Raw genomic sequence first — 22,431 nt, forward strand, 5'->3', positions numbered from 1 at the left:
GGACGGGAGTTGAACGACGGCAGCAACGGAGCGGCCAGTCCCCACAGACCATCAGGAACCAGCCGCTGCGAAAGATCGACACCCACAAGCAGCAATGATGCCCCAGTTCACCACGTGAGACATCCTCATAGTGCGGGAACCGCACGGCGAACACGTACTGCGATCCTTGCGGGCCGAGGGACCGGTGGAGATCTACGGTTTCACCACGGACGCGCGCTATCCGGCGGACTTCGAGATCCTCAACCACTTCTGCCTGACCCACGATCGCTCACCGTTCAACCACCGGATGATCCTCCAGCGCACCCAGTCCACAGTGAGGCACATCCTCATCGGCAGCACTCTCACAGAGATGCGGCCTGGAGAGCCGGCAACGTACCGGGAACTTGACGAGGACGAGACACTTTCCGCTCCCGAGGAGATTTTCGGGATCACACTGGAACCGGGCGATATCCAGTCCCTCAAGACCACGGCCGGTACGGCGGCGGCCGCTCGGCACTGACCTGGACCGAGCGTCCACCCGGCCCGTCCATCGGCAGCAGGCGAGATCATAAGGATCAATATGGACGAGATACCCAACGAATCGGAATCCGGAGCCTTCCCCGTGGCGGAACGGCTGCGGTCGCTCCCGGAACACGATCCGAATGATGCGGTGGAGAACGCCATCCTCAGCAGGCTCGCCGACAATTGGCACCGGCGCGCTACGGTCAAGCGGCGGGAGGAGTCTCTGGACGACGTTTTCGAGCGGGACAGGCCGGACTTCCCGGTAGCCCTGCTGCCTTTCCGGAATCACCCTACATATCTCGGTCTCGACGACAAGGTCAAGGCCAAGATCCTCGCGTGGGGCTGGGTGGCGTTCAACAAGAACATCATGGACATCGAGCAGTACGTGGTCAACCCGGGGTTCAGCCTGATCGTCAAAGACGCCTTCGACACGGGGTTGGGCGAGACCATGGCAATCGCGGTGACGCAAGCCATGGTTGATGAGCAATACCACACGCTGATGCACTTGAACGCCAGCGCCGTAACGCGTCGGCAACGCGGCTGGCGAATGCCCGATTCCGCACTTCCGCTCGGATACAAAACACGCCGGCACGCGAACCGGCTCGCCGCCGCTGAGACACCTGAGCAGCAGGTTCTGGTCTCACTCGCCTTCACCACAGTTGCGGAAATCTCGATAAACGCCCACCTGGACCTCATCGCCGAGGATCACGAGATCCAGCCCGTCAACCGTATGACGGCCGTCCTGCACAACCGTGACGAATACTGTCACGCCTCCATCGCGAGCACCGTCGTCCAGGAGGCATGGAAGCGTTTTACCGCCGACCAACGCGGCTACTTCCTCACCGCGCTGGCCGACGGGATGGAGGCGTTCGCCGCCCACGACTTCACGACCTGGGCGAGGATCATGGAACTGCTCGGAGTGGCGGGAGGCGGACAGATGCTGCGAGACATCGAGAACACCTCCGGATCTGGACGGCTCCTTCAGGACTTCAGCGGGTTGCGGCAGCTGTACCAAGAGATGGATGTCCTCGACGCCGTCCCCTTCGACTGGTCGACGGTGACGACCGACGCCCCCTGACGAGCACCCACCACGCTGCTCCTGATGCCTGAGCAAAGTACGCCGAGCGGCGATCCAAAGGAGCGGAAGGTGCCCACCGAAGCTCAGAAAAAAGCCGCACTCTCCTCTCTTCCGCTTCCGACAACCACTTGGTGTTCACCCATGCGCGTGCTGCTCATCGACAACTACGATTCCTACACCTACAACCTGTACCAGCTCCTGGCGAAGGTGTACGGCATCCCGCCCGTCGTCGTACGGAACGACGCCGCAGCCTGGGACCACCTCGATCTGAACAGCTTCGACGCTGCGGTCATCTCGCCGGGACCGGGGCACCCGGCCACCCCTCGCGACTTCGGCCGCTCCCGCGACGTCCTGGAGCACACCCGGCTTCCGGTCCTGGGCGTGTGCCTCGGGCACCAGGGCATAGGTCTCTTGTCGGCCGCGCGGATTGTCCCCGCCCCGCAGCCCCGACACGGATACCTGTCCACGATCCGGCACAGCGGTGACGGACTCTTCGCCGGCATCCCGCAGGAATTCACTGCCGTGCGCTACCACTCACTGAGCATCGCTGAACCCGGGCCCGCCGACCTCCAGATCACCGCGCGCGCCGAGGACGGCGTGGTCATGGGCCTGGCCCACCGCAACCGGCCCTGGTGGGGAGTGCAATTCCACCCCGAGTCGATCTGCACGGAGCACGGTGCCCGCCTCGTCGCGAACTTCCGTGACCTGGCACTCGCCTCGGGCTCACACCAGGGCGGTACCAGCATCCGTGACCGCCAAGTCGGCGCCGATGCCTATGACTTGTCCGCGTCCGCCGCACCGTCGGCTCCGCATCCGCACCCCGCACGGCTCCAGGCGCGGATCGGCATCCTGGAAAGAGCCGTCGACGCCGAGGCCGCATTCCTGGCCCTGTTCGGTGCCAGCGCACGCTCGTTCTGGCTTGACAGCTCGCACGTCGAACCGAACCTGGCCCGCTTTTCCTTTCTCGGCTCCGCGGAAGCGCCCGGAAACGAGATGCTGACCTACCGGGTGGAAGATGAGCATGTCGTCGTGGAACCTGCGGGAGGTATTCCTCGCCGGGAGGACGGCACCATCTTTGACGCCCTCAACCGCCGCACCGGCCGCGTGGTCGCCGGTGCCGAGGAGTTGCCCTTCGATTTCGCCGGCGGCTATGTCGGTTACTTCGGTTACGAGTTGAAGGCCGATCTCGGCGCCAATCGCACTCACCGGTCAGAAACCCCGGACGCCGTATGGCTCCAAGCCGACCGCTTCATCGCCGTGGACCACGCCGAAAACTGTACCTATGCCGTCGCCGTGTGCGAGCAACAGGACGTGGACGCCGCCGAGAAGTGGATCCATACGGTAGTCCCCACCTTGGCCGATCTGCCCACAGCACAGCCTGACACGTCTCCCCTGCCCCGCGCCGAAAACCATGACACGCCGAGACGACTGGTCCGCTCGCGCACCCAGTACCTGGCCGACATCCGTGAGTGCGATCGACGGCTGCGGGAGGGTGTGAGCTACGAAATATGCCTCACCAACAAACTCCGCCTGCCCGCACCAGCGAACGATTTCGCCTACTACCAGCGCCTGCGCCGGCTGAACCCCGCTCCTTACGCCGCGCTTCTGCGCCTCGACGAGGTCACGGTTTTCAGCTCCTCGCCCGAGCGATTCCTCAAGGTGAACGCCGCTCGCACGGTAGAGACCAAACCGATCAAAGGAACAGCGCCCCGCCACCCGGACCCGCGAACGGATGACGAGATACGGCGCTCCTTGCAGATGGATCCCAAGACGCGCGCGGAGAATCTCATGATCGTGGATCTGCTCCGCAATGACCTCGGACGGATCTGCGAGATCGGCAGCGTCGCTGTCCCCTCGCTCATGGTGACGGAGTCCTACGCCACCGTGCACCAGTTGGTCTCCACGGTCACCGGGACGCTGCGCGACGGCACGTCCGCCGTGGACGCGGTACGGGCTTCCTTCCCCGGCGGATCCATGACAGGAGCGCCGAAGCTACGCACCATGGAGATCATCGACACTTTGGAGGACGAAGCCCGCGGTGTGTACTCCGGAGCCCTCGGCTTCATGGGATACACCGGAACCACCGACCTCAGCATCACCATCCGCACCGCTGTAAGCCACGATGGTGAATTGACCATCGGTGCGGGTGGCGCCGTTGTACTCGATTCCGACCCCGACGCGGAGTACGAGGAGATGCTGCTCAAGGCGGAAGCGACCCTGCGGGCACTGCCGAAGGCGAGGGTCTCGGGCTCGTAGACGCCGCGGGTCCGGTGGACGACTTGGCCGTTGGCGGTCACGGACCTCGGTTGATGCCCGATGGGTGGCGGTGATGGTTGAGCGCACCGGTCAGCCGAGGCCGTAGCGGACGACGGTGATCGAGCGGACCCGGGCTCGGGTGATCGCGCGGTTCGGCGAGGGGGTGCCGCAGCCGAGCCGCGCGACGGCGTTTCGGCTGCTGGAGAAGGTGGAGCGACGCCATCCACTGTTCCGGCTGAGTACCCAGAGGAACCGGGACATCGCCGATCGGCCGGAGGGCCCGTAGGGCAAGCTGCGGCCGACGCGGCCGGGTGGGTACCTGCTGATGGACTCCACTCGCCTCGATGTCTTCGCGTGCGAACCGCTGACGCTCAGGTGGGCGCAGGCCGAGCGCACTCAGTCCGTTGTGGGGTCTTGGAATCCCACCACGGCCGCGCCGTGCTCGTGAGCCCACTCGGTCAGCACGGCGATCGGCTTCACCAGCGTCCGGCCCAAGTCTGTCAGCACGTACTCGACCTTCCCGGCCTCGGCGTGGCGGTCGACCAGGCCGTACCCCTGCAACCGCCGCAGCGTCTGGGTCAGCACCTTCCGCGAGATTCCGCCGATCAGATCGACCAACTCGCCGTGCCTGCACGGTTCCCGGCTCAACGCGAACAGCACGACCACCGCCCACTTGTCGGCGATGATCTCGATTGCCAGCCGAGCCGGGCAGTCGGCGAGGAAGACGCTGCCGGAGTACTCACGCATGCCCCGACGGTAGCCCGCTGCCAGGAACCTGGAGGTACCCACCGCCTCACTAGCGTCCACGGCGGAAGCTACCGAGGAGGGGAACCGGATGAGAGCAGAGACCGACTGGCCGGGCGGGCGGAAGGTCGTCGCGCTGGTCACCGTCGCGTTGGAGCTGTGGTCACCAGGGCACTGGCCCGCCTACGCGCCGATGGCCGCGGCGTGGCCGCTGTCCGGCATCGACGACACGCACAGCACCTCCTGGGCGGACTACGGCGTCACCACCGGCATCTGGCGGCTGCTCGACGTCCTCGGTGACCTGCCCGCCACCGTCGGCGTCAATGGACTGGTGGCCGAGCGGCACCCCGAGACCGTCATGGCCGTGCACGAGGCGGGTCACGAGATCGCCGCACACTCCTGGGCCCAGGACGTGGTGCCCGCGCTGCTCGATGCCGATGCCGAGCGGACCAATATCCGTCGCTGCACCGACATCCTTCGCCGAGTCACCGGCGTTCGCCCGACGGGATGGATGAGCCCACGCGCCACCGGTTCGCGGCACACTGCCGACCTGCTCGCCGAGGCCGGCTACCGCTGGACCGGCGACCACGGCGACCACGACCTCCCGCAGGTCCTGGCCACCGCTCACGGTCCTCTGGTCTCCCTCATGCACAGCGACCACTCCGACGTCCGCGACGCCGCGGCCGGCCCGTACGCCTACCGCGACCTGCACCGTGAGCTGCTGAACCAGCTGCTCGCCGCCCCCGGCCCAGGCGTCTTCCGCCTGACCATCCACGCCCACGTCGGAGGCCGACCGCTCCTCGCGGGCATGGTCGGCCAGATCCTCGACCACATACGTGTGTCCGGCGACGTCTGGGTCGCCACCCACGCCCAGGTGGCCGAACACGTCCTGACACACCAGGGAAGAACACCATGACCCACGTCCTCGCCGTCGGCGGCACCGGAGCCATGGGCAGCCACGTGATCCGACATCTGTTGGCCACCACCGACGCCACCATCACCGTGCCCACCCGCCACCCGGAGTCCGCCCACGCCACCGAACTCGCCGCCACCGCGCCCGACCGCGTGCGACTGGTCCGCTCCGACTCGGCGGCCCTTGAGGTCCTGACCGGGCAGGCCGACCGCGTGTTCGCCAACACCGACTTCTTCGCGACGGGCAGCGCCGTGGGGGAGTATCGGCAAGGGCTGCACTTGCTGGCCGCCGCGGAGCGGGCCGGCGTGGAGCGTTTCATCTGGTCCTCGTTGGACAGCGCGGTGTCCCTGACCGGCCATCCCGTCCCGCACTTCGACAGCAAGGCCGCCGTCGCCGCCCACATCGGCCTGATGCGGTCGGAGGAAATGCTCCGCGAGGAGACCGACGGCTGGTACACGGACCACGTCTCGGTACTGACCACGGCGCCGTATTTCGAGAACCTGCGGGACCGGCTCACCCCCCGACCGGACGGCCGGGGCGGCCTGACCTTCAGGCTCCCCCTCGGCGCCGCCCGCTACCCGCTCGTCGCCCTCGACGACATCGCCTGGTTCGCCTGCCACATGTTCGACAACTGGCAGTCCTGGGGCGCCCGCGACCTCGCGGTGATCGGCGACAGCCTCACCGGCGACGAGATCGCCGCTACCTTCGCTCAGGTCACGGGCACCCCCAGCACCTACATCCCGATGCCGCATGACGACCTGCGCGCCGCCGTCCCCGGCTTCGGCCACGACTACGCAGCGATGTTCCAGTTCTTCGCCGACCGTGATCTCTACGCCCGAGACCGGGACATCGACCTCCTGCGCCGCCTGCACCCCGGCTTGATGACCTTCGAGGACTGGCTGCACCACACCGGATGGACGGGATGACCACCCACCACGTCAAGTCCGCACGCGGGCACGCACGACAGGGCCCGTCGCTCCGGAGCGGGGCCGACGCTGGCCTGAGATCCGGCGAACCTGGCGTCACACACACCGAGGGCCGGCCGAGGAAGACGCCACGAGTTTGAGACCGATCATGACGGCACCGCCGTGGGACAACTCATCACGGCATCGCCGTGGGACAACTCATGACGGCATCGCCGTGGGACAACGAAGAAAAGCCCAGGTCACACAAGATCGACAGGTCATGCGCGGCGAGACCCCACAACCGGGCAGCGGACCGTGCCGCGCCGGAAGGGGAGAACCGGCCCCGGCGGGCGGGACCTGGCGCGGCCGGGCCGCTGCCCGTACGACGGTCCTCGTCCTGACCCGCGTGCGCCGCATCCCGGGGCGCTGTCCCGGGACGCGGTGTCCTCGGGCGGGCCGGCCCCAGGGCCAGGTGCGGTGGCGGCGGGCGGTGGCGATGGGCGGGTGGGCGTTCTTGAGGCGGGGTTGCCGGCGGTTGCGCACGGTGCGGGCTTGGGCTGTGGTTCCGGTGGCGATGAGGGTGCGGATGCGGTCGGTGAAGTCGGGGTCGGTCCTGCCCGGCAGCCGTCACCCTCGCAGCACTCCCGAAGCGGGCGTGACAAGGGAAGACACTCCCCAGCCGGCCGGGTACGAGGCGAGCGGTACCTCTCGGTGAGCCGGGCGGTACCGTCCGGTGCGAGCCCGGCAGTACCTCTCACTCAGAGCTAAAATCGAGGTATGGCCTCGGACGAGTTTCCCGACTCGCTCGCCGATGTGCTGGCGGGCGTCCAACGGCTGATCCGGCGGCGGCTGCGCAGCGGGATGGCCGCCCCGCCGCTGCGCGGCGCACAGATCGAACTCCTCCGGCTGGTCGTCACCCGGCCCGGTATCCGGGTCTCGGCCGCGGCCAAGGAGCTCTATCTGGCGGGCAATTCCGTCTCCACCCTCGTCAACCAGCTCACCCAGGCCGGCTACCTGCGCCGCGAGACGGCCCCGGACGACCGCCGCTCGTGCCTGCTGTTCCCCACCCCCGAGGCCCGCGCACGGCTGCGCGACTGGGACGCCCGCCGCAGCGCACTGGTACGTGAGCAGGTGGCGCGGCTGGCCGAGACCGACCGGGCGGCACTGGCCGCGGCCCTCCCGGCGCTGCGCAGGCTCGCCCATCAGCTGCACGAGGAAGCGGAGGGAACATGACCGACGACATACCCGACGCCGTACGCGACATCGCACCTGGCGACGTGACCGGTACCGCGGCCCGTGACCTGCCCCGCGATACGGCCCCCGCGGGACCCGACGCCGTCACCTGCCGCGGTCTGGCGTACGCGTTCGGTGACACCAAGGCCGTCGACGGTCTGGATCTGTCGGTCCACGCCGGTGAGGTCTTCGGTCTGCTCGGCCCCAACGGCGCGGGCAAGACCACCGCGATCCGCTGCATCACCACCCTGCTGCCTGTTCCGGCGGGCATGGTGCGGGTGTTCGGACACGACCCGGCCAGGGAACGGATGGCGGTGCGCCGCCTGCTGGGCTACGTACCGCAGCAACTGTCCGCCGACGCCGGGCTGACCGGCCGGGAGAACGTCTCCCTGTTCGCCCGCGTCTTCGACGTCTCCCGTCGCGAACGCGCCGCCCGGGTCGCCCAGGCGCTGGCGGCCGTCGGTCTCGCCGATGCGGCCGGCCGGCTCGCCAGAACGTACTCCGGTGGCATGATCCGCCGCCTCGAACTGGCCCAGGCGCTGGTCAGCGCCCCCCGGCTGCTGATTCTGGACGAGCCGACGATCGGCCTCGACCCGATCGCCCGCACCATCGTGTGGCAGCACATCAACGCCGTACGGGCCGCCACCGGGATGACCGTCCTGGTGACCACGCACTACATGGACGAGGCCGATCAGTACTGCGACCGGGTCGCGCTGATGCACCGCGGCCGGATCCACGCGCTCGGCACGTCCGACGCACTACGGGCCGAGCTGCGCGACCGCCGCCGTGCCTCGGGCGCGGCCGGCAGGGGGGAAGCGGAGCCGACGCTGGAGGACGTCTTCCGGGACATCGCCGGCCGCGGCCTCGACGAGCAGTCTGGAGGCTTCCGCGATGTCCGAAGCACCCGCCGCACCGCGTCCCGCGTCGGCTGACACCACGAACCCCGTCCGGCTCGACCTGCTCCTGGTCCCGCCGCGCCCGCGCACCGGCTGGCGGGTACTGCCCGCCCGGGTCGTCGCGATGTGCGTGGTCGAGATCCAGAAGCTGCGCCACGACCGCACCGAGCTGTACACCCGCGCCGTCCAGCCCGCCCTCTGGCTGCTGATCTTCGGCGAGACGTTCACCCGGATCAAGGCGATCCCGACCGGCGGCATCCCGTACGTCGACTATCTGGCGCCCGGCATCATCGCCCAGTCCGCGATGTTCATCGCGATCTTCTACGGCATCATGATCATCTGGGAGCGGGACGCCGGCATCCTCACCAAACTGCTGGTCACCCCGACCCCGCGCGCCGCCCTGATCTCCGGCAAGGCGTTCGCCGCCGGGGTGAAGGCGCTGATCCAGGCCGTCGTGGTGATCGTCATCGCCGCGCTCCTCGGCGTGGGCATGACCTGGAACCCGCTGCGGCTGCTCGGCGTGGCCGTCGCGGTCGTCCTCGGCTCGGCCTTCTTCTCCTGCCTGTCGATGACGATCGCCGGCATCGTGCTGACCCGCGACCGCCTGATGGGCATCGGGCAGGCCATCACCATGCCGCTCTTCTTCGGCTCCAACGCCCTCTACCCGGTGGCCATCATGCCCGGCTGGCTCCAGGCCGTCAGCAAGGCCAACCCGCTGAGCTACCAGGTCGACGCCCTCCGCGCCCTGCTCCTGGGCACCCCGTCCCACCTCGGCCTGGACTACGCGGTCCTGGTCGTCGCCGCCGTCCTGGGCATCACGGCGGCCTCGTCGCTGCTGGGGCGTTTGGCGCGTTGAACGAGGCCCGGCCCCCGGTCGTGGCCGTGGTCGTGGTTGCGTGAGGGGGGTGTGCTCCCGCCCGGACTCCGTACGCTCGGTCAGCGTACGGGCACGCACGGTGGACGGTGCGCGGATCTCTCCGTCACTCTGGGCGAGTTGAGCGCGGGGAGATCCCAAGCACGTACCTGGAGGTGGCCGCGTATGACGACCGGCGACGTCGATGTGACGGCGGGCGACTGGGAACGGGAGCCGGACCCGTCGGGCAGTCTGCGGACGTTCGGAGCCGTCGTCCAGGCCCTGCGCGAGCACGCGGGGCTCAGCCGGGTGGAGTTCGGCGCCCTGGTCCGCTTCTCGAAACACACTGTGGAGTCGGTGGAGTTGGGGCGGCGGATGCCCGACGAGACGTTCGTGGAGCGGGCGGAGAACGCGCTGGGCAACACGGGCGCCCTGCGGAAGGCGGCGAGACACGTCACGCGGGGCGAGCCGGGACTGGCGGTGTGGTTCCGGCGGTGGGCGCGGCTGGAGAAGCTGGCGGTGAGCCTGTGTACGTATGAGTGCCGGCTGGTGCCGGGGCTGTTGCAGTCGGAGGGGTATGCGCGGGCTGCTTTCGACAACCGCATCCCACCGCTGTCCGACGAGCAGATGGAGGCCCAAGTGGTCGCCCGGCTGGAACGGCAGCGGCTCATCCGGGAACGGCCCAACACGTCGTTCAGCTTCGTGGTCGAGGAGCACATCGTGCAGCGTGGTCTCGGCGGAGATGAGGTCACGCATGAGCAGTTGGGCCACATCCTGGACTTCGCCGAGCTCCGCAACGTGTCCGTCCAGATCATGCCGATCGCCAGCGTGTGCCACGCGGGGCTGGATGGTCCGCTTGCCCTCCTTGAGACACCGGACGGGAAGCGCCTGGCCTATTCCGAAGGGCAGGAGAACGGCCGGCTGATCATAGACGCGAAAGAGGCCGCCACTCTGCACCGGCGATATGCGACACTCCGTTCACAGGCCCTGAACTCCCATGACTCCGTGGGTCTGCTGAAGCGCATCAGAGGAGCACTATGAACAGCACCGAACTGGCCTGGTTCAAGTCCAGTTACAGCGGCACTGCGGGCGACAACTGCATCGAGATCGCTGCTACCGAACAGGCCGTCCACATACGGGACTCCAAGGATGTGACGCGCCCGCACTTCGCTGTCGGCCGTGACAGCTGGGTGCGGTTCGTGACGTACGCCGCGCGCGGCTGAGCCCTTCCGCGGACCTCCTGGGGCGAGTGCGACGGCAGCGTCCTGCGGGCCCGGGGGAGCGGGAGTTCCTGATGGCCTGGTCTCGGTGCCGGATCTGACGGTACGGCCGTCGCGGCAGACGTACACCTGTCTCGCGCGTACCGAGCGCGGCGCACGCGTCCGGTATGCGGCGGGCGACTTCCGCGGCGAGGTGGAATTCGACGCGGACGGGCTCGTCCTCGACTGTCCGGGGCCGGCTCGCCGTCTGCCCGCCGCGCGGTGAAACGGCCCCGCGCCACTGCTCGGATTCGAGCGGTGATCCGGCCCCGCGCCACCGCCGCGCGGTGAGCCGGCCCCGTTCCGCTCGCGCGTGCACGGGCCGCCGTGTCGGCGAGGTGCCGGTTCACCCCTGAGGCGGTGCCGGTGTTCACCCCCTGCCGACTGCGCCGATTGCACCGTTCGCGCCGGTGGCGCGCCTTGTTGCGGGGGAGGCGGAGTGCTGTACTCCGGAAGGAGCCCTGGACCGGGCGGCGTCGCCCCGTAGGTGCGGGGAGCGCCGTTCGTGGCCTGTGCGCCGTACTGCGGGCCGGCCATGGGCAGTTCTTTGCGCACATGTTGTTGTCGCTGCCGAGCGGCATGTGAGCAGGTGACTGTCAAGCGCACCGCCCCCTCCCACAGGAGCCGTTCATGAGGCAGACCGGACATCATCGGAATCCCCGGCGCCGTCACCTGCGCCGCGTCGCGGTGGCCGCCGTGCTGGCCGGGGCGGTGGCCGGCACCGCCGCCTGCGCCGCCCAGGGCGCCACCGGCGTGTCGGCGCCCGCCCCTGCGGGGGCCCGGACCGCGTCCGCCGGGGTCAAGTGGATCGGCATGAGCGGCGGCAGACTCGTCTACGGGCACGATGCCCGGGGCAACCGGATCCCCGACTACTCCTATGCCGGATACGAGGGCGGTGGCGTACCGCTGCCGAAGGTCCGGGACCGGGTGAACGTGCCTGTGCCCGGCGGCGGCGATGACACGGCCACGGTCCAGCAGGCCATCGACAAGGTGTCGGCGCTGCCCCTGGACGCCGGTGGTTTCCGGGGCGCCGTCCATCTGGCGGCGGGCCGCTACCGCATCGGCGGCACGCTCCACATCGGCGCGAGCGGGGTCGTCCTGCGGGGCAGCGGGGCCGCCACGGTGCTGGCCGCCGACCGGCCGGTGGTACGGACGCTGCTGACCGTCGGCGCGCAGTCCTCGTACACCACGGTCGGCACCCCGGCCCAGGTGACCGACACCTATGTGCCGGTCGGGGCAACCGCCCTCACCGTCTCCTCGACGGCCGGGCTGCGGGTGGGCGACGAGGTGGTCGTGGAACGGCCGACGACCCAGGCATGGATCGACGCGATCGGGATGCACGGGATCTTCACCCCCGACTGGAGCCTGAAGTCCGAGCGGAGGATCACCGCGATCAGCGGCAACCGGATCACGGTCGATGTGCCGCTGACCACCGCGCTGGAGAAGCAGTACACCCGGGCCACCGTGTACCGCTACGGCTTCCCGCGGATCAGCCACACCGGCATCGAGGACCTCAGCGCCGACGGCCAGGCCATGTCGGGTGACCCGGGTTACGCCAAGTCCTTCTACAACGCGGCTTTCTGGGAGTTCCACGCGGTCCAGGATTCCTGGGTGTCGAACGTCGTCACCCGGCATTTCGGCGGCACCGGCCAGACGTCGCTCGGGCCGCAGAGCCGCCGGATCTCGGTGGTGCACACCCAGGTCCTGGACATGCTCACCACGGACAGTTCGGCCCGCTCCGAGGCGTACCTCCTCCAGGGCCAGGAGAATCTGATCCAGGACTGCGCGGTGAAAGCCCCCAAGGTCCACGCCTTCACCACCTACGGCCGCCAGGCCGGGCCCAATGTCTTCGCCGACTGCACGGCGACCCTGGTCAAGGACACCTACGACGCGGGCGGCCATCAGCGCTGGGGGAGCGGCACCCTGTACGACGACGTGCGCGTCGACGGGACGCTGCTGCTGGTCAACAACGGTACGCGGGGCGGCGGTCACGGCTGGTCCGACGCCAACAGCACCGCGTACAACTGCACCACCCAGGGCTACCGGGTCCAGAGCCCGCCGACCGCCCACAACTGGGCGATCGGCTGCACCGGCACCCTGCTGAGCGGCAGCGACGGCGAGGTCGAGTCCGGCGGCAGCCACATCCTGCCCGCCAGTCTGTACGCCGAGCAGCTCCGGGAGCGCCGGTCCTGAGCCGCCCGGCCGGTACGGCCACGCAGGTACCGGCCGGGCCGCCGCCGAGTGCACCGGTCGCGTCTGCGCAGCGCGGCCACGATCGTCGTCCGCCGCATCCGCCGCATCCGCCGCATCCGCCGCATCCGCCGCATCCGCCGCATCCGCCGCACCCGACGGGCCGACAGGACGGCGGCGGCCAGGCCGGTCAGCACGGTCGGCGCCGGCACACCGAGCACCGGCAGGACGGGCGTGACACCGGGCCGGTGCTCCGCGGTGAGCGCCCCGCGGCGGGCCGGTGCCGCCGGTCGCCGAGGGGAGGCGCTCGGCTGCCGGGCGGGGCCGATGCGGACGCCGTCCGCGCATTCGGACGTCCCCGGTCGTCCGGCGGCGCGCGGCACCGGATGATCGTGCTGACCGCACAGTGGGCCGGACGCGCAGGAGCGGGCGATGAGCGAGGACGCGGGGCACGGCGACCGCCGCCACGACGGGGGAGGGCGCGCCGCGCCGGACGGGCCGGCCCGCCGGCACTTCCTCGGGGCCACCGCGGCGGGGGCCGTCGGTCTCACGGTGGGACTGGTGGCCGGCTGCGGTTCCTCCTCGGGCGGCACCCCGGAACGCGAGCTGCGGGGCAGTCCCGACTGGCGGATCCGCTCGGTGGGTCCGCCCGACGCGGTCCAGGGCTATACCGACAAGGTGAGCGTCCTGCCCGGCGAGGAGTTCGGGCTGTACGTCTCGACCACCGCACCCGGCTTCCGGGTCTCGGCCTACCGGGTCGGCTGGTACGGCGGCGCGCAGGCCCGGCTGGTCTGGCGCTCGGACCGGACGGCGGGGCAACGGCAGGGCCCGGGACGGCTGCTCGCCGGTACGCGCAGCGTCCGGGCGGACTGGCAGCGCACCCTCGGTGTGCGCACCGACGGCTGGCCGCCCGGCGCCTACCTGCTCCGGCTGGACGCGGAGCACGGCCACCAGCGCTACGTCCCGCTGATCGTGCGCTCGGCGCGCGCGGCGGGCGCCACCGTGCTGATGCACGCGGCGGCGACCTGGCAGGCGTACAACACCTGGGGCGGCTACAGCCTCTACCAGGGCGCGGACGGCGCGTACGCGACCCGGTCGCTGGCCGTCGCCTTCGACCGGCCGTACGGCGCGAACGGCGCCGAGAAGTTCCTGGTCCACGAGCGGCCGGCGGTGGTCCTCGCGGAACGGCTGGGCATCCCGCTGGCGTACACCACGGGGCTGGACGTGCACGACGCGCCCTCGGCGCTGCGCGGGGCCACGGCGGTGGTGGTGCTCGGCCACGACGAGTACTGGACCCCGGAGCAGCGGCAGCACCTCACCCGGGCGCGGGACGCGGGCACCAATGTGGCCTTCCTCGGCTCCAACACGTGTTTCCGCCGCGTCCGGCCGGCGCCGGGACCGTCCGGCGCGGGCCGCATCGTGGTCTGCTACAAGACCGACTACCGGGACGACCCGCAGTTCGCCGCGGACCGTGCGCTGCCGACCCACGAGTTCCGCCAGGCGCCCGCCGCCGACCCGGAGTCCTCGCTGACCGGCGTCCTCTACGAGGGCTACCCCACCGACGCGCCCTATGTCGTGTACAGCGACGACCACTGGCTCTTCGCGGGGACGGGGGTGCGGCGGGGCGACTCCTTCGGCCATCTGGTCGGGGTGGAGTACGACCGGGTCACCCCGGGTGCGCCCACACCGGAGCAGCTGGAGATCGTGGCCCACTCCCCGCTGGTCTGCAAGGGACGGCGCAGCCACGCGGACTCCGCGTACTACACGGTGCCCGGCGGCGCGGGCGTCTTCGCCTCCGGGACGATGCGCTGGGTCGAGGCGCTCACGGCGGGGACGCGCGAGAACGGCCGTAATCACGGTATGGACGCGCGGACGGGAGCCTTTGTCACCCGGACGACCGAGAATCTGCTCCGGGCCTTCGCCGCGGGCCCGGCCGGGCGGAATCAGCCGGCGCCGAGAGCCAACGTACGGCGCGTGTACGCGACCTGACCGGCGGTTCCCCGGCCCGACGGCGAAAGTCCCCGCGGCGGCGGTGGCGGTGGCGGACGACGGCCGTTCGCGACAACCGGGCCGGAACGCCTCCCCGTGGCCGACACCGCCTACTGGCCGTGCCCAAGGTGGTGGGGTTCACTGACCGCTGGTGTTGCCGCGCACCTCTGTGCACAAAGGCTCCCCCCGTGGCCCGTGCGTGGGACGGGCGGGACTCCGGACGGTGCGCGGCCCGGCTCGCACGTCGGCGATGAGGCGAGGAGAACTGCTGATGGGTATGAGCAGGCTGCGGCGGGATGATCTCAGATCGTTGTTCGCCCCGCCGGCGACTGCGTCGGAGCAGGTCGGGCTGGAGATCGAGTGCGGTGTCGTCGACCCGGAGACCGGTCTCGGGGCCGCCTTCGGGGGCCGGAACGGCATCAGGGCCGTACTGGCGGCGCTGCTCGCGGACTGGGAGGGAAAGGGCCAGTACAACGACGGGGAACTGATCGGTGTGGAACTGGCGGACGGCGGGCTGATCGGCCTCGAACACGGCGGACAGATCGAGTACTCGGCGCCCCCGGCGGCCGATGTGGTCACGGCGGTGGACGAGCTGCGGCGCACCATGGAGCGGCTGGCGGACCTGCTGGGACGCTTCGGCCTGGCGCTCCTGCCCGGCGCGACCCTGCCCTTCGACCGGGTCGAGAGCGCGCCCCTGATGCCGCTGAGCCGCGGGGTGCCGATGCGCGCCTACTTCGCCGGACTCGGCGCGGCGGGCAGCAGGGCGCCCGGCATCCTGTCCCTGTCGATGTCCACCCAGGTCCATCTGGACCCGCTCTCCGAGGAGGACTTCGCCCAGAAACTGCGGATGCTGACGGCCGCCTCCCCCGTGGTCGCCGGTCTCTTCGTCAACTCGCCTCTCTACGCGGGCCAGTTGGACGGACAGCTCTCGCACCGTTCACGCGACTGGCTGCGGACGGATCCGCAGCGCTGCGGTGTCCTGCGGCCGGCACTGGAGGGCGACGCGGACTTCGACGCCGTCATCGACTGGGCGCTGCGGCGCCGCATGATCTACTACCGCGACCGCACCGGGCGGCTGCGGCCCGCCCCCGACAAGCCGTTCGCCGCGGTCCTGGAGCAGGGCTTCGACGACGGCGGCACGGTGACGTACGACCACTGGGTCTCCCATATGACGCAGATCTGGACGCACGTCAGACCCCGCCGGACCCTGGAACTGCGCGCGCCGGACGGCCCCCCGTACCCGTACATCTCCGCCGTACCGGCACTGTGGACGGGCCTGTGCTACCACCCGGCGTCCCGGGCCGCCGCCTGGGAACTGCTGGGGCACTACGGCGTCGCCGAGCAGGAAGCGGCGACCGAGCAGCTGCCGGCCGAGGGGCTGCGTACCCTGCTGGGCGGCGACCGTGTCCACGAACTCGCGGCCGAACTGGTGCGGTTGGCACGGGACGGGCTGCGGGCGCGGGTGGCCGCCGGCCTGGAGCGCCCGAAGGTTCTGGAGTACCTCGATCCGCTGGACGAGGTACTGGAGACGGGGCAGACCTTCGCCGAACGGTGCGCCGCACGCTGGGAGACGGACCTGGCCCGCGATCCGCGGCGGTACGTGGCGGCGTACCGGGTCTGAGGAGGCCGGCGGGGTCCGGGGAATCGGGCCGGGCCGGGTCGGTCCGGGGCTGCTGTGCGGCAGCGCGGCCCGGCCTGCCGGCCACGACCCCGGCGGGACTCAGCGGTAGTACACCGCGGTCCGCTTCCCGTCCACCTCGTGGACCTGGACGGGAGTGTCGAACACCTCGCTGAGCACCTCGGCGCGCATCATGCCCGCCGCCGTGTCCGAGGCGGCGATCCGCCCGTCGCGCAGGGCGATGATGCGATCGGAGTACGTCGCGGCGAAGTTGATGTCGTGGATGATCAGGACAACCGTCTTGCCCAGCTCGTCGGCGGCGCGGCGCAACTGGCTCATCATGCGCACGGAGTGCTTCATGTCGAGGTTGTTGAGCGGCTCGTCGAGCAGTACGTACCGGGTGTCCTGGGCCAGCACCATGGCCACGTACGCACGCTGGCGCTGACCGCCCGAGAGCTGGTCGAGGTAGCGGTGCTGAAGTTCGCCGAGGTGCAGGAAGTCCAGCGCGTCGTCGACATGCGCGACATCGTGAGCGGTCAGCCGCCCCTTGCTGTGCGGGAAGCGCCCGAACGACACCAGTTCCCGTACGGTCACCCGGGCCGTGAAGTGGTTCTCCTGCCGCAGGATGGACAGCACGCGTGCCACCTCCTGCGACGGGGCCTTGTGCACATCGAGCCCGTCGACGGTCACGGTGCCCGAGGTCGGTTCGGTGAGGCGGCCCATGATGGTCAGCAGGGTGGACTTGCCCGCGCCGTTGGGCCCGACCAGCGAGGTGATGCCGCCCGCCGGAATCCGGCCGGAGACCGGCCCGAGCACCACCTGCTCGCCGTACGCCTTGCGGATGCCGGTGAACTCGATCACAGGGTGCCCTTCCGGAGCAGATGGACGAGGAAGACCGCCCCACCGAGGAATTCGATGACGACGGTGAGCATGCCGGAGGCGTAGAAGACGTGCTCCATGACGAACTGCCCGCCCACCAGGGTCAGCAGTCCGATCAGGAAGGCCATCGGCAGCACGATGGTGTGCCGGTGCGTACCGGCCATCTGGTACGCCAGCAGTGCGGCGACGAACCCGAAGAACGTCATGGGGCCCGCGAGCGCCGTCGACAGTGAGATCAGCACGGCGATCAGCAGCAGCATCACCGTCAGCTCGCGCTTGTGGTCGATGCCCAGACCCGTCGCGGTGTCGCGTCCGAGCAGCAGCGTGTCGAGCAGGTGGCGGCGCCGCCAGAGGATGATCCCCGCGATCAGGCAGACCGCACCGGCCAGCGGCAGATGGGTCGCCTCGGCGCTGCTGAGCCGCCCGAACAGCCGGGCCGAGAGCACGTCGTACTCGGCGGGTGACAGCAGCCGCTGGAGAAAGACGGAGAGACTGCCGAAGGCCAGGCCGAGCACCACACCCACCAGCAGCAGCACATGCAGGCTGCCGCGCCGCCCGGAGAACAGCCAGCGGAACAGCACGGTGGTGAAGCCGACCATCAGCACGGTCTGGGTGACGAGTTTGGGCAGTCCGTCCGTGGCGGCGAGCACGCTGCCGCCGAAGACGAAGGCCAGCAAGGTCTGCATCAGGGTGTAGACGGATTCGAACCCCATGATCGACGGGGTGAGAATCCGGTTGTGGGTCAGGGTCTGGAACACCACGGTGCTCACGGCCTGGGCGAACGCGGCCACGGTCATCGTGCCGAGCATGGTCAGCCGGCGCTCGATGGCGAACTCGAACGACCCCTGTACGAACAGGAAGAGGAAGCACACCACGGCGACGGCGACCAGGGCGCCGGCCACCCCGACCCGTGCGCCCCCCGACAGCCTCCGGCGTCCCGCACCCGCCCCGGCCGACGACGACGCTGATGTCGCTGACGCCGTCGGCGGGCTCGGCTGGGCCGGGGCGGCCGTCACAGGAGACTCAGACATGTGCCTTACCTCGCTGACGCAGAATCATCGCGACGAACACGACCGCCCCGACCACGCCGAGCACCACCGACGCCGGGATCTCCAGGGGGAACACCACGATCCGGCCGACCAGATCGCAGGTGATCATCAGGGCCACACTGCTGAGCACCACCCACGGCAGGTTCTTGCGCACATCGTCACCGCGCACCAGCGAGACGATGTTGGGCACGATCAGCCCCAGGAACGGGATGAAGCCCACCACGACGGCCGTGACCCCGGTCGCCAGGGCGACCATGGTGAGGCCGATGAACAGGATCCGCTTGTAGGGCAGTCCGAGGCTGGTGGCCATGTCCCGGCCGAGCCCCGCGATGGTGAACCGGTCGGCCGCCAGATAGAGCACGACGACGATGATCCCGACCACCCACAGCGGCTCGTACGTACCGCGCACCACCGAACTGAACCCGCCCGAACGCCAGGTGGCGAGCATCTGCATCAGGTCGGTGGTGTTGGCGATGTACAGCGTCACCGCGCTGACCATCGCACCCAGCATGATGCCCACGATCGGCACGATGACCTGCGACTTGAGTGCGATGCGGCCCAGTACGCCGAGGAAGACGAGCGCGCCGGCGAACGCGAACGCGCTCGCCGCGGCCATCTTCACCAGCACCGGCGCGCCCGGCATGAGCAGGGTGAGCAGCAGGATGCCCAGCGCCGCCCACTCACTGGTCCCGGTGGTGGTCGGCTCGACGAACCGGTTCTGTACGAGCATCTGCATGACCACACCGGACACGGCCATCGCCGCGGCGGCGAAGACCAGGGCGAGCGTGCGCGGCACCCGGGAGATGACGAACATGTTCCGGGCGTCGGGGTCGGTGAACAGGGCGGGTACGTCGATGTCGTAGCCGCCGACGAGCAGCGAGGCGGTGATCAGTGCCAGCACACAGAGTGTGGCCAGCGCGAGAGGGAGTCGGCGCATGGGGCTTCCGGGCGGGGGTGCGGAGGGAGCGCGTGGCCCCCGGGCCGTGACGGCCGGGGGCCACGCGCCGGCAGGGGGAGTCTCAGCCGGCCTTGGTGAAGGCGGTCGCCACCTGGTCGAAGGCCGCGGTGTAGGACTGCGCGCCCTCGGTCACGTAGAAGTCGCTCGGCAGGTAGACGACCTGTCCCTGCTTGCGGAACGTGGTCTTGTCCCACGCCTCCATGCCGTCCACCAGCTTCTTCGCGGCGACGGTCTCCTTGCCCGGGTCGGTCACGGCGGCGTCCCGGTCCATCACGATCAGCCAGTCCGGGTTGAGCTGGGCGACGGTCTCGGGAGCGAGCCCGGAGTTGTTGTGCACGGAGTTGCTGTCCTGCCCCTCGGCGCTGAGCACATTCTTCAGCTTGAGCGGTTCGATGAGCCGTCCGATCCGGCTGGCCCCGTTGTCGATCTTCCCGGCGCTCGCGACCCCGAGGAACACCTTCTCGCCCTTGGTGGCCGCCGCGGCGGCGCCCTTGGCCTTGTCGAGTGCGGCGACGATCTCCTTGGCCTTGGCCTCCTGCCCGAAGATCTTGCCCAGTGCCTCGGTCTGCGTCTTGAGCGAGTTGACGTACCCGCCCTTGGCCTCGTCGGACGGTGCGACGTCAACCGTCTTGGCGATCTTGGACAGCTTGTCCTGGTGGCTGGCGAACCGGTACCCACCGACGATCAGATCCGGCTCCGCGGCGTTGATCGCCTCGAACTTGGGCTCACGGTGGCTGCCGGCATCGCCGATCGAGGAGTCGCTCTTCCAGTCCTCGAAGCCCTCCTTGGGGAGCAGCGTCTTCGGCACGGCGACGGGCTTGACCCCGAACGCCTTGAGCGTCGCGAAGGAGGTGTTGTCCAGCGCGACCACCCGGGCGGGCTTGCGCGGCACCGTCATCTCACCCTTGCTCGTGGCGACGGTGACGCTGCCCTGGCCCTTGGCCTTGTCCGCGTCGGACGTCTTGTCGCTGCCGGATCCTCCGCAGGCGCTCAGCGCCGCACCCGCGCACAGAATCGTGCCGGTCACGGCGAGGGACTTACGGAAGCGAAGGGAACGCACGGCGGATGACTCCTAGGTCTGACTGGCAGCCGGCAATGCCTCCAACGGCGACGGCTGCTCACTGCCCTTGACTTCGCTTAGCCTAACCTAACTTTTGGAAATATTGATCCATTCATTGCCAAACATGGCGACGGAGGGCCTTGCGTCAGCCACGGAGTGGCCGGAAAGTGCTGGGCGCGCGGAGCTCGCGGCGGGGCAACGGCCGGTGTCCGGGGCCTTGGTGAAGCCCTGCGCATGCGTCCCCGTCGTGCGCCCGGTCTCCGTCCCCGTCGCGCGGCTGACCCACCTGGCCGCCGCCGGCCGGACGATCGGGATCCTTCCCCGATCGCTCGTCGGACCCGTCCCCGCGGGACTCGTATGCGTCCCCGTCACCGACGCGCCCACCCGCCGGATGGTCGTCGCCTGGTCACCGCTCGACCGCCGTCCGCTCGTCGCCTCATGCGTGGACGCGGCGTTCGCCGCAAGCGCCTCGCGCGCGTAGTACCGGCCGGGGGCGTCGTGGTCGCCCTCGTCCCGGCGGAACTCCGGCCCTCGCGGCGGCGGATCGCCCGTCGGCGGCCGGCTGGCGACCTGTCGTAACTGCCCGGCGGGCAACGGGAGTTCTGCGAGGGGTTCAGGGGCGCGGCCGGCCGTTCAGGAGCGAGGGGGAGCGTCTCCCGCGCCGTTCCGCTCCGCTCCGCCGGGTGGGCGAGTGGTGTGCACGGGCCGGAGGTCCGGACGTTTCGCGGTGCGCCCGTCGCCGGAGGAGTGGCCGCGCAGGCGCCTGCCGAGCCAGGGGCCGAGGAAGGAGACGGCCCAGCGCAGTTCGTCCGCTGCCGTACGCCGGCCGGTGGGGGCGGCCGTCCGTGGTCCGGGCAGGGGGTGGGTCCAGGAGTCGTCGCTGCCCGGCAGGTCCAGGGCGTGGGCGACGGCGGCGGCGATCCGTTCGTGGCCGAGCGGGCTCGCGTGCAGCCGGTCGGGGCTCCAGAGGCGGGGATCGGTGACCACGGGGTGGTGCGCGGTGTCGGCGAGGGCGACGCCGTGCCGGTGCGCGGCCTGCCGGATGCGGTGGTTCAGGGAGATGACGCGGGAGCTGACCGGGCGGGCGAGCGGGGTGATCCGCGCCATGTCGGGGAAGGTGAGCGTGGCGACGCGGGCGCCCTGGGCGGTGAGCGCCGCGAACATCGCCGCCAGCTGGCCGGCGACCTCGTCGGCGTCGAACCGTGGCCGCAGCAGGTCGTTGACTCCCGCGACGACGGTGGCCACGTCGGGGCGGAGGGCCAGGGCGGGTGCGAGCTGCTCTTCGCGGACCTGCCGGGCGAGGCGGCCGCGGACGGCCAGATTGGCGTACCGGACGCCGGAGTTGTGCAGCGCGAGCTGCTCGGCGAGCCGGTCCGCCCACCCCCGCAGCCCCACGGTGTCGTCGCCGTCGCCGAGGCCCTCGGTCTGACTGTCGCCCAGGGCGACGAACCGCAGCTGGTCATCGCCGGGCACGGGCCGCCTGCCTCTCCCGCAGGACCTCCGCGGTGCGCCGGCACCAGTCCCGGTTGCTCCGCTCGAAGTCCAGACCGCGCCGGCAGGTCAGGTAGGGCCCGATCCGCTCGCCGTGCAGCAGGAACTCCTCCTCGCCGCGGTCGCCGCGCATCTTCCGCAGCAGTACGTCGAACAGTTCGGCCTTGGCCTCGGCGAAGACGGCCCGCTCGGTGAGCTGCGCGACCAGCACCTCGGTGTCGAGGTGGTCGGCGGCCTGGACCTTGACGAGCAGGTCGTCGCGGATGAAGGAGGGCTTGGCGGTGGCCGTCGCGAACTCGTCCAGCTCGGCCAGCCCCGCATCGGTGACCTGGAACAGGCGCTTGTTGGGCCGGGTGTCCTGGACCACCTCCCGTCCGGCGACGAGCCCTTCCTTCTCCAGCTTGGCCAGCTCGGCGTAGAGCTGCTGCGGCAGCGCGTGCCAGAAGTTCGCCACACCCGTGCCGAACGCCTTGGCCAGCTGGTACCCGCTCAACTCCTCGTCGAGAAGCGCCGCCAGCACGGCATGGCGCAGCGCCATCGGCCCGCCCCCTCTCACCTC

22 protein-coding genes and 1 pseudogene are annotated in these 22,431 nt (G+C 70.2%); 16 read left to right on the top strand and 7 right to left on the bottom strand.

Annotated features, from left to right (window positions below; all coding sequences use genetic code 11):
• The first annotated feature begins 130 nt into the window (after nt 1-130).
• From ACLJWH_RS40615 to ACLJWH_RS40630, 4 genes and pseudogenes are all read left to right on the top strand, one after another.
• On the top strand, nt 131-499 hold the full coding sequence (locus tag ACLJWH_RS40615; protein WP_411146850.1) for an arylamine N-acetyltransferase: 369 nt from the start codon (nt 131-133) through the stop codon (nt 497-499).
• Between the two features lie 60 nt (nt 500-559).
• Nucleotides 560-1,579: an AurF N-oxygenase family protein gene (locus tag ACLJWH_RS40620; RefSeq protein WP_411146851.1), complete on the top strand. Its 1,020-nt coding sequence runs from the start codon at nt 560-562 to the stop codon at nt 1,577-1,579.
• 69 nt (nt 1,580-1,648) lie between these two features.
• The gene (gene pabB / locus ACLJWH_RS40625) at nt 1,649-3,835 is read left to right on the top strand and encodes an aminodeoxychorismate synthase component I (RefSeq protein WP_411146852.1); all 2,187 of its coding nucleotides are present in this window, start codon (nt 1,649-1,651) and stop codon (nt 3,833-3,835) included.
• Between the two features lie 7 nt (nt 3,836-3,842).
• A pseudogene (locus tag ACLJWH_RS40630) lies at nt 3,843-4,232 on the top strand (transposase); the annotation flags it as partial.
• Here the strand turns inward: ACLJWH_RS40630 and ACLJWH_RS40635 are convergent.
• Nucleotides 4,232-4,582, bottom strand: coding sequence for a winged helix-turn-helix transcriptional regulator (locus ACLJWH_RS40635; protein ID WP_411146853.1), 351 nt, complete (start codon nt 4,580-4,582; stop codon nt 4,232-4,234). The pseudogene ACLJWH_RS40630 and the gene ACLJWH_RS40635 sit on opposite strands and share 1 nt — an antisense overlap.
• Before the next feature lie 88 nt (nt 4,583-4,670).
• Here ACLJWH_RS40635 and ACLJWH_RS40640 point away from each other — a divergent pair, with 88 nt between their 5' ends.
• From ACLJWH_RS40640 to ACLJWH_RS40690, 11 genes are all read left to right on the top strand, one after another.
• Nucleotides 4,671-5,495 carry a polysaccharide deacetylase family protein gene (locus tag ACLJWH_RS40640; protein WP_411146854.1) on the top strand — a complete coding sequence of 275 codons (825 nt, stop codon included), beginning with the start codon at nt 4,671-4,673 and terminating at the stop codon, nt 5,493-5,495.
• Complete coding sequence (locus ACLJWH_RS40645; RefSeq protein ID WP_411146855.1) at nt 5,492-6,418, top strand: NmrA family NAD(P)-binding protein; 927 nt, start codon at nt 5,492-5,494, stop codon at nt 6,416-6,418. The genes ACLJWH_RS40640 and ACLJWH_RS40645 overlap by 4 nt, the downstream gene beginning before the upstream one ends.
• Before the next feature lie 756 nt (nt 6,419-7,174).
• Entirely contained in the window at nt 7,175-7,630 is a 456-nt protein-coding gene (locus tag ACLJWH_RS40650) for a MarR family winged helix-turn-helix transcriptional regulator (RefSeq protein ID WP_411146856.1), read from the top strand.
• Nucleotides 7,627-8,562: an ABC transporter ATP-binding protein gene (locus tag ACLJWH_RS40655; RefSeq protein WP_411146857.1), complete on the top strand. Its 936-nt coding sequence runs from the start codon at nt 7,627-7,629 to the stop codon at nt 8,560-8,562. Before ACLJWH_RS40650 ends, ACLJWH_RS40655 begins: the two co-directional genes overlap by 4 nt.
• Nucleotides 8,522-9,382 carry an ABC transporter permease gene (locus ACLJWH_RS40660; RefSeq protein ID WP_411146858.1) on the top strand — a complete coding sequence of 287 codons (861 nt, stop codon included), beginning with the start codon at nt 8,522-8,524 and terminating at the stop codon, nt 9,380-9,382. The genes ACLJWH_RS40655 and ACLJWH_RS40660 overlap by 41 nt, the downstream gene beginning before the upstream one ends.
• A gap of 183 nt (nt 9,383-9,565) precedes the next feature.
• Complete coding sequence (locus ACLJWH_RS40665; RefSeq protein ID WP_411146859.1) at nt 9,566-10,420, top strand: helix-turn-helix domain-containing protein; 855 nt, start codon at nt 9,566-9,568, stop codon at nt 10,418-10,420.
• On the top strand, nt 10,417-10,602 hold the full coding sequence (locus ACLJWH_RS40670) for a DUF397 domain-containing protein (protein WP_411146860.1): 186 nt from the start codon (nt 10,417-10,419) through the stop codon (nt 10,600-10,602). The genes ACLJWH_RS40665 and ACLJWH_RS40670 overlap by 4 nt, the downstream gene beginning before the upstream one ends.
• An 85-nt stretch (nt 10,603-10,687) precedes the next feature.
• The gene (locus ACLJWH_RS40675; protein ID WP_411146861.1) at nt 10,688-10,864 is read left to right on the top strand and encodes a putative glycolipid-binding domain-containing protein; all 177 of its coding nucleotides are present in this window, start codon (nt 10,688-10,690) and stop codon (nt 10,862-10,864) included.
• 404 nt (nt 10,865-11,268) lie between these two features.
• Complete coding sequence (locus ACLJWH_RS40680) at nt 11,269-12,831, top strand: peptidoglycan-binding protein (protein WP_411146862.1); 1,563 nt, start codon at nt 11,269-11,271, stop codon at nt 12,829-12,831.
• Nucleotides 12,832-13,260: 429 nt separating this feature from the next.
• Complete coding sequence (locus ACLJWH_RS40685; protein ID WP_411146863.1) at nt 13,261-14,817, top strand: N,N-dimethylformamidase beta subunit family domain-containing protein; 1,557 nt, start codon at nt 13,261-13,263, stop codon at nt 14,815-14,817.
• Between the two features lie 271 nt (nt 14,818-15,088).
• Nucleotides 15,089-16,438 carry a glutamate-cysteine ligase family protein gene (locus tag ACLJWH_RS40690; protein ID WP_411146864.1) on the top strand — a complete coding sequence of 450 codons (1,350 nt, stop codon included), beginning with the start codon at nt 15,089-15,091 and terminating at the stop codon, nt 16,436-16,438.
• 99 nt (nt 16,439-16,537) lie between these two features.
• On the opposite strand, the gene ACLJWH_RS40695 is transcribed toward ACLJWH_RS40690, so the two are convergent.
• From ACLJWH_RS40695 to ACLJWH_RS40710, 4 genes are all read right to left on the bottom strand, one after another.
• Entirely contained in the window at nt 16,538-17,296 is a 759-nt protein-coding gene (locus ACLJWH_RS40695; RefSeq protein ID WP_411146865.1) for an ABC transporter ATP-binding protein, read from the bottom strand.
• Nucleotides 17,293-18,345: an iron chelate uptake ABC transporter family permease subunit gene (locus ACLJWH_RS40700; protein ID WP_411146866.1), complete on the bottom strand. Its 1,053-nt coding sequence runs from the start codon at nt 18,343-18,345 to the stop codon at nt 17,293-17,295. The genes ACLJWH_RS40695 and ACLJWH_RS40700 overlap by 4 nt, the downstream gene beginning before the upstream one ends.
• The gene (locus ACLJWH_RS40705) at nt 18,338-19,300 is read right to left on the bottom strand and encodes an iron chelate uptake ABC transporter family permease subunit (protein WP_411146867.1); all 963 of its coding nucleotides are present in this window, start codon (nt 19,298-19,300) and stop codon (nt 18,338-18,340) included. The genes ACLJWH_RS40700 and ACLJWH_RS40705 overlap by 8 nt, the downstream gene beginning before the upstream one ends.
• 82 nt (nt 19,301-19,382) lie before the next feature.
• The gene (locus ACLJWH_RS40710) at nt 19,383-20,381 is read right to left on the bottom strand and encodes an ABC transporter substrate-binding protein (RefSeq protein WP_411146868.1); all 999 of its coding nucleotides are present in this window, start codon (nt 20,379-20,381) and stop codon (nt 19,383-19,385) included.
• A 217-nt stretch (nt 20,382-20,598) separates the two neighbouring features.
• Between ACLJWH_RS40710 and ACLJWH_RS40715 the strand changes: the two genes are divergently transcribed.
• Nucleotides 20,599-20,862 carry a hypothetical protein gene (locus ACLJWH_RS40715; RefSeq protein ID WP_411146869.1) on the top strand — a complete coding sequence of 88 codons (264 nt, stop codon included), beginning with the start codon at nt 20,599-20,601 and terminating at the stop codon, nt 20,860-20,862.
• Between the two features lie 152 nt (nt 20,863-21,014).
• Here the strand turns inward: ACLJWH_RS40715 and ACLJWH_RS40720 are convergent, their stop codons facing one another.
• Complete coding sequence (locus ACLJWH_RS40720) at nt 21,015-21,854, bottom strand: SGNH/GDSL hydrolase family protein (RefSeq protein WP_411146870.1); 840 nt, start codon at nt 21,852-21,854, stop codon at nt 21,015-21,017.
• Nucleotides 21,841-22,410 (bottom strand): PadR family transcriptional regulator, encoded by a 570-nt coding sequence (locus tag ACLJWH_RS40725; protein WP_411146871.1) that lies wholly within the window; start codon nt 22,408-22,410, stop codon nt 21,841-21,843. The genes ACLJWH_RS40720 and ACLJWH_RS40725 overlap by 14 nt, the downstream gene beginning before the upstream one ends.
• Nucleotides 22,411-22,431: the final 21 nt, after the last annotated feature.

Origin of the sequence: Streptomyces sp. x-80 (genome assembly GCF_046549095.1) — a bacterium.
Taxonomy (GTDB): Bacteria; Actinomycetota; Actinomycetes; order Streptomycetales; family Streptomycetaceae; genus Streptomyces; species Streptomyces celluloflavus.

Coding starts and splice junctions, on each gene's coding strand:
- ACLJWH_RS40635 (WP_411146853.1), bottom strand. CDS start 4,582: ATGCGTGAGTACTCCGGCAGCGTCTTCCTCGCCGACTGCCCGGCTCGG.
- ACLJWH_RS40640 (WP_411146854.1), top strand. CDS start 4,671: ATGAGAGCAGAGACCGACTGGCCGGGCGGGCGGAAGGTCGTCGCGCTG.
- ACLJWH_RS40655 (WP_411146857.1), top strand. CDS start 7,627: ATGACCGACGACATACCCGACGCCGTACGCGACATCGCACCTGGCGAC.
- ACLJWH_RS40650 (WP_411146856.1), top strand. CDS start 7,175: ATGGCCTCGGACGAGTTTCCCGACTCGCTCGCCGATGTGCTGGCGGGC.
- ACLJWH_RS40680 (WP_411146862.1), top strand. CDS start 11,269: ATGAGGCAGACCGGACATCATCGGAATCCCCGGCGCCGTCACCTGCGC.
- ACLJWH_RS40700 (WP_411146866.1), bottom strand. CDS start 18,345: ATGTCTGAGTCTCCTGTGACGGCCGCCCCGGCCCAGCCGAGCCCGCCG.
- ACLJWH_RS40665 (WP_411146859.1), top strand. CDS start 9,566: ATGACGACCGGCGACGTCGATGTGACGGCGGGCGACTGGGAACGGGAG.
- ACLJWH_RS40670 (WP_411146860.1), top strand. CDS start 10,417: ATGAACAGCACCGAACTGGCCTGGTTCAAGTCCAGTTACAGCGGCACT.
- ACLJWH_RS40690 (WP_411146864.1), top strand. CDS start 15,089: ATGGGTATGAGCAGGCTGCGGCGGGATGATCTCAGATCGTTGTTCGCC.
- ACLJWH_RS40620 (WP_411146851.1), top strand. CDS start 560: ATGGACGAGATACCCAACGAATCGGAATCCGGAGCCTTCCCCGTGGCG.
- ACLJWH_RS40660 (WP_411146858.1), top strand. CDS start 8,522: ATGTCCGAAGCACCCGCCGCACCGCGTCCCGCGTCGGCTGACACCACG.
- ACLJWH_RS40725 (WP_411146871.1), bottom strand. CDS start 22,410: ATGGCGCTGCGCCATGCCGTGCTGGCGGCGCTTCTCGACGAGGAGTTG.
- ACLJWH_RS40705 (WP_411146867.1), bottom strand. CDS start 19,300: ATGCGCCGACTCCCTCTCGCGCTGGCCACACTCTGTGTGCTGGCACTG.
- ACLJWH_RS40645 (WP_411146855.1), top strand. CDS start 5,492: ATGACCCACGTCCTCGCCGTCGGCGGCACCGGAGCCATGGGCAGCCAC.
- ACLJWH_RS40685 (WP_411146863.1), top strand. CDS start 13,261: ATGAGCGAGGACGCGGGGCACGGCGACCGCCGCCACGACGGGGGAGGG.